This is a genomic window from Streptomyces coryli, assembly GCF_011044975.1.
Lineage (GTDB): Bacteria > Actinomycetota > Actinomycetes > Streptomycetales > Streptomycetaceae > Streptomyces > Streptomyces coryli.
Map to the genome: position 1 here is coordinate 1 of NZ_JAAKZV010000390.1, position 4,778 is coordinate 4,778.

Here is a 4,778-nt window from a genome sequence, read left to right on the forward strand (position 1 = left end):
CGGTTGGGGCGGGTCGTCGGTGGCCCAGTAGCGGCGGTGGTGCCAGCGCGGGAGCGGCAGGTCGGTGATCCGGCCGTCGGGGTGCAGGGTGCGCGGGTCGATACGGGTGCCGGTCAGGACGAGGGTGGCCAGGTTCGAGCGGAAGGCGAAGGCGTCGTCGCCGCCGCGGCGGAGGGTGGGCAGGACGAGGCTGTCGTCGCCGGCGCCGGCGGCGGTCAGGGTCTCGGCGAGCGGGTGCAGTTGAGTGGGGTGCGGGGAAATTTCGACGAAGACGCGGTGGCCGTCCTCGGCGGCGGCGGTGACGGCCTGGGAGAAGCGGACCGGGCGGCGGAGGTTCGCGGCCCAGTAGGCGGCGTCGAACGGGCCGGCGGTGCGCGGGTCGTCGCGGACGGTGGTGTAGAAGCCGCAGGCCGGGGCGGTGTGCTGGATCTCGCCGAGCTCTTCGGTGAGCGGCGCGAGGAGCGGGTCGATCTGTGGCGAGTGCCCGGCGCCCTTGGCGGGCAGCGCGCGGGCGAGGCCGCCGTCTTCGGTGACGCGCGCGACCAGCGCTTCGATCTCTTCCGCCGCGCCGGTGACGACGCACTGCTCCGGTGACGCGTGCACTGCGACGTGAACACTGCTCTCTTCGGGGAGCAGTGCTCGCACTTGGGGCTCGGAGCGGCCGACGACGGCCATCGCGCCGCCCTGCAGCCCGTCCAGCAGCCGAGAGCGGGCGCCCACGATGAGAGCACCGCTCTCGGTTGTGAGCACCCCGGCGGCGACGGCGGCCGCGATCTCGCCCATCGAGTGCCCGATGACGGCGGCGGGTTGGACCCCGTAGGAACGCCACAGGGCCGCGAGCCCGACCTGGATCCCGTACAGCACCGGCTGCACCACCGACGGCCGGGTGAGGTCCGCCTCCGGGTCGAGGTGGGCGCGCAGCGACAGGCCGGCGTGGCGCTGCAGCAGCGGTTCCAGGCGGTCGAGTTCGGCCGCGAAGGCGGGCTCGTCCTGGAGGAGGCGGCGGGCCATGCCGGGCCACTGCGAGCCGTAGCCGGAGAACACCCACACCGGTCCGCTCCCCTGTGGCACCCGTCCCACCGACGCCGTCAGCACCGCCGGGTGCGGGCGGCCCTCGGCGAGGTGGCTGAACGCTTCGGCGAGTTCAGCCGCGTCGCGGGTGACGACTGCGGCGCCGTGGCGGCCGCGGCCGATGCGCCCGGCCAGGGTGCGGGCGACGTCCTGCGGGCGGGCCCGGCGCAGCGGCCCGGGCGCCGCGAGCCGCCGGCCGAGGTCGGCGGCGTCGGCGCGCAGCCGGGCGGGCGAGGGCGCGTCGAGCAGCGCGATCGCGGGGGTGCGCGCGTGGCGCGAGTTACGCGATCCCTGCGCGCCGGGGCCGCGTTGCGCGGGCACGCGGCCGCTCCCCGCCCGGTATTCGGTCAGGACGACATGCGCGTTCGTCCCGCCGAAGCCGAAGGCCGACACGCCCGCCGTGGCCGTGCCCGAATAGCGCGGCCACGGCTCGGAGTCGGTGACGACACGCAGCGCCAGCGCGTCGAAGTCGATGTGCGGGCTCGGCCGGGTGAAGTGCAGGTGCGGCGGAATCTCGTCGTGGTGCAGTGCCAGCACGGTCTTGATCAGCCCGGCGATCCCCGCCGCTGCCTCGAGATGGCCGAGGTTGGACTTGGCACAGCCCAGCAGCAGCGGCCGGTCCGCGTCCCGCCCGGGTCCGAGGACCCGGCCGAGCGCGCCCGCCTCGATGGGGTCGCCGAGCGGGGTGCCGGTGCCGTGCGCCTCGACGTAATCCACGTCGGACGGGCCGACCCCCTTCGCGTACGCCTCCTGCAACAGGGCCCGCTGGGCCGAGGCGTTCGGGGCGAGGAGGCCGTTGGAGCGGCCGTCGGAGTTGACCGCGCTGGCGCGGATGACGGCGAGGATCCGGTCGCCGTCGCGTTCGGCGTCGGCGAGGCGCTTGAGCACCACCACCGCGCAGCCCTCGCCGCGCACCATCCCGTCGGCCGAGGCGTCGAAGGCCTTGCAGCGGCCGTCGGGGGCGAGCGCACCCGCCCGCTGGAAGCCGAGGGTGATGGCGGGCGACAGCAGCAGGTTCACGCCGCCGGCGAGCGCGGCGTCGCTCTCGCCCGAAGCCAGGGAGCGTACGGCGTGGTGCACCGCCACCAGCGACGACGAGCAGGCGGTGTCGAGGGCGAGGCTGGGGCCGCGCAAGTCCAGGGCGTAGGAGAGGCGGTTGGCAGCGATGGACAGTGCCGCGCCCGGCGGGGTCCAGGCGTCGATGCGGCCCAGCTCGGCGGTGGTCACCTGGGCGTATTCGTTGCCGCTGATGCCGACGAACACGCCGGTGCGGCTCCCGCCCAGCCGCCCCGCGGGAATCGCGGCGTGGTCGAGGGCCTCGCGCGACACCTCCAGCAGGAGTCGCTGCTGCGGGTCCATCAGCGCGGCTTCCTGCGGCGCGATGCCGAAGAACTCCGCGTCGAAGCCCGCGACCGCGTCCAGGTCGCCGAGGAACCCGCCGTGCCGGCTGACGGCATCCAGCTCGTCGGTCGACGCGCCGGCGGTGAACGGCTCCCAGCGCCCGGTCGGCAGCGTCCCGACGGCGTCACCGCGGTCACTGAGCAGCCGCCAGTACGCGTCCGGCCCCGAGGCCCCCGGCAGCCGGCAGCCGATGCCGACCACCGCGACGTCCGCGGAGGGGGAAGATGCGGACATCGCGGCGGCGTCCACCACCGCCGGGGCCGCGGTGGGCGGCTCTGGCTCCCCGGCCGCCGACGCCGCGAGCTCCGCCAGCGCCCGTAGCGTCGGCGCGTCCCAGAGCAGCGTGGACGGCAGCGCGGCGCCGAGGAGTTCGCCGATCTCGGAGGCGAGCACGACGGCGTCGCGGGAGGTCAGCCCCAGTTCGGCGAAGGGGCGGTCGTCGGCGATGTCGGCGTCCGCGAGCCCGTACCACTCGGCGAGGCGGGCGCGGACGGCGGCGCGGACGAGAGAGCCGGGGTCGGTGGCCGCCGTCATCGGCCGCTCCCCTCGACGGCGACCGGGTCGGCGGCCGGGACGGCGTAGCCGCCCTCCAGGTACCGCGTCAGACAGGCGCTGCGGGAGATCTTGCCGCTGGAGGTACGCGGCACCGCGCCCGGCTCGACGAGGTGCAGCCGGTACAGGCGGATGCCGTGCTCGGCCGAGATGCGGGTACGGGCGAGCCGCTCCGCGTCCGACCGCTCCCCCGGCGTCGGCTCTGCGCCGCGCCGGTGTTCGGCGACCACGACCAGCCGGCCGGTCTCCGGCTCGGCGAAGGCGGCGAGGCGGTCGGGGCGGACGACGGGCACCGCGCTCTGCACGGTCTCCTCGATGTCATGCGGGTAGTGGTTGCGGCCGTCGACGATGATCAGGTCCTTCAGGCGGCCGGTGACCAGCAGTTGCCCGTCGTGCAGCGCGCCGAGGTCGCCCGTACGCAGCCAGGGCTCGCCGGCGTCGCCCGGGATGCGGCCCGCGAAGGTCTCGGCGGACTGGGTGGTGCGCTTCCAGTAGCCGTGGCCGATGTTGGCGCCGCGGACCCGGATCTCGCCGACCGCGCCATCGGGCAGCGCGGCGCCGGTCTCGGGGTCGGCGATGCAGACGTCCTGCAGCACCGGTTCGCCGCAGGCGACCAGTTCGGCGGCCTCGTCCCCGCCGTCGGGTGCGATGACGAGGCGGCCGTCGCCCAGCGCGGCGCGGTCGACCGCCACCGAGCGCGGCTCCTCGCGGTAGGTGTGCGAGCTGACGAGCACCGTGGCCTCGGCCAGCCCGTACGACGGGCAGTGCGCCTCGGGCCGCAGGCCGGCGTCGGCGAAGGCGTCCGCGAACCGCTCGATGGTCGCCGTGCGCACCGGCTCGCTGCCGTTGATCAGCCCGGTGACCCGGTCGAGGCGCAGGCCCTCGGTCTGCTCGGGATCGATGCGGGTGGCGCAGTAGTCGAAGGCGAAGTTGGGCGCGGCGCTGACCGTGCCCCGGTACGCGCCGAGCAGCCACAGCCAGCGCAGCGGCTGCTCCAGGAAGGCCACCGGATCCATGAACACGCTCGGCACCGCCCCGGCGAGCGGGGTGGCGATGGACAGCACCAGACCCATGTCGTGGAAGAACGGCAGCCAGCCGACGGTGGTGTTGCGGTCGGGGTGGCCGTCGAAGGCGGCCATGGCCTGGTGGGCGTTGGCGACGACATTGCCGTGGCTGATCATCACGCCGGCCGGGATGCGGGTCGAGCCCGAGGTGTACTGCAGATACGCGATGTCGTCGGCGTCGGGCGTGCCGGCGGGGGCGAGCGGGCGGGCGTTGTCCCGCACCTTGTCGACGATGACGAGCGGCGCGGCGGCCCCGCGGTGGCCGGTGACGAAGTCGCGTACCTGCCCCTCGGTCGCCGCGTCGGTGATCAGGCAGGCCGGCTCGCAGTCGTCCAGTACGGCGGCCAGCCGCCCGGCGTGGCCGGGGAGGTCGGGGGTGAAGAGCGGCACCGCGATCACCCGGGCGTACAGGCAGCCGAGGAACGCGGCGACGTAGTCGAGGCCCTGCGGCAGCAGAAGGGCGGCTCGGTCGCCGGGGCGGGCGGTCTCGGCGAGCACGTCGGCGACGGCCTGCGCCTTGCGGTACAGCCGCTGCCAGGACAGCGTCCGGTACAGCCCGGGCGAGGTGGCGTCCGGGAACTCGACGAAGGTGAACGCCCGCAGATGCCCGCGCTCGTCCGACCACTGGGCGAGGCTCTCGGTCAGCGGCCGGTACGCGGGGGCGGGACGGGGATGGCTGTCTCTTATACA

General features: G+C 75.2%; 2 protein-coding genes. Both read right to left on the reverse strand.

Annotation, left to right across the window (positions count from 1 at the left end):
* The coding region (locus G5C51_RS39875; RefSeq protein ID WP_165245495.1) for a type I polyketide synthase at positions 1-3,006 on the reverse strand (3,006 nt) is incomplete at its 3' end.
* A complete protein-coding gene (locus G5C51_RS39880; RefSeq protein ID WP_165245497.1) occupies positions 3,003-4,775 on the reverse strand; it encodes an AMP-binding protein in 1,773 nt (590 codons plus the stop codon). The genes G5C51_RS39875 and G5C51_RS39880, both read right to left, overlap by 4 nt.
* Between the last annotated feature and the right edge of the window lie 3 nt (positions 4,776-4,778).